The sequence below is a fragment of the Pseudomonas sp. EA_65y_Pfl1_P113 genome, assembly GCF_963970525.1.
Classification (GTDB): Bacteria; Pseudomonadota; Gammaproteobacteria; order Pseudomonadales; family Pseudomonadaceae; genus Aquipseudomonas; species Aquipseudomonas tritici.
This window is the reverse complement of sequence record NZ_CAXAQM010000410.1, coordinates 1-500: the sequence shown is the minus strand read 5'-3', so window position 1 is coordinate 500 and position 500 is coordinate 1. Positions and strand designations below refer to the sequence as shown.

1 protein-coding gene is annotated in these 500 nt (G+C 55.8%); it reads left to right on the top strand.

Features of this window, described 5'->3' with window-relative positions:
• Positions 1-172: 172 nt before the first annotated feature.
• Positions 173-500: nickel-responsive transcriptional regulator NikR (gene nikR, locus AACY52_RS30315; protein WP_339561380.1), on the top strand; the 328-nt coding region annotated here is incomplete at its 3' end.

The window sequence follows — 500 nt, the reverse complement described above, 5'->3', positions numbered from 1 at the left end:
GGCGTTTCACTTTGGATGAAGTGTTTTATAAAAGTTCACACGTGAAAGGGTACGTTTCGCGCCGGCGAGTTGGTGGCCTCCGCTTGCAAAGAAATTCGGGGGAGCTGCGTTGGATAAAAATACCGTGCGGTCTCCCACTGCGATATGTGGGGACAATAGGAGCTCCCCAACGATGCAACGCGTCACCGTTTCGCTAGATCTCAGGATTGCGCCGCTGTTCGATGCGATGCTCAAGGAGCAGGGGTATCAGACGCGCTCGGAGGCAGTTCGCGATCTGGTGCGCGAGGCCGTGGAGACGCATCATCGCAACTCGACGACGGAGGGGGAGTGTGTCGCGAACCTTGCCTATGTCTATAGCCACAGCACGCGCTTGCTCGCGCAACGGTTGCTCGACATCAAGCATCAGCATCATGATCTCATCGTCTCGTCGACGCAGATCATTCTGGATCATACCAGCTTGTTCGAGACGGTTATTTTGAAGGGGCCGACGCTTGCCGTTC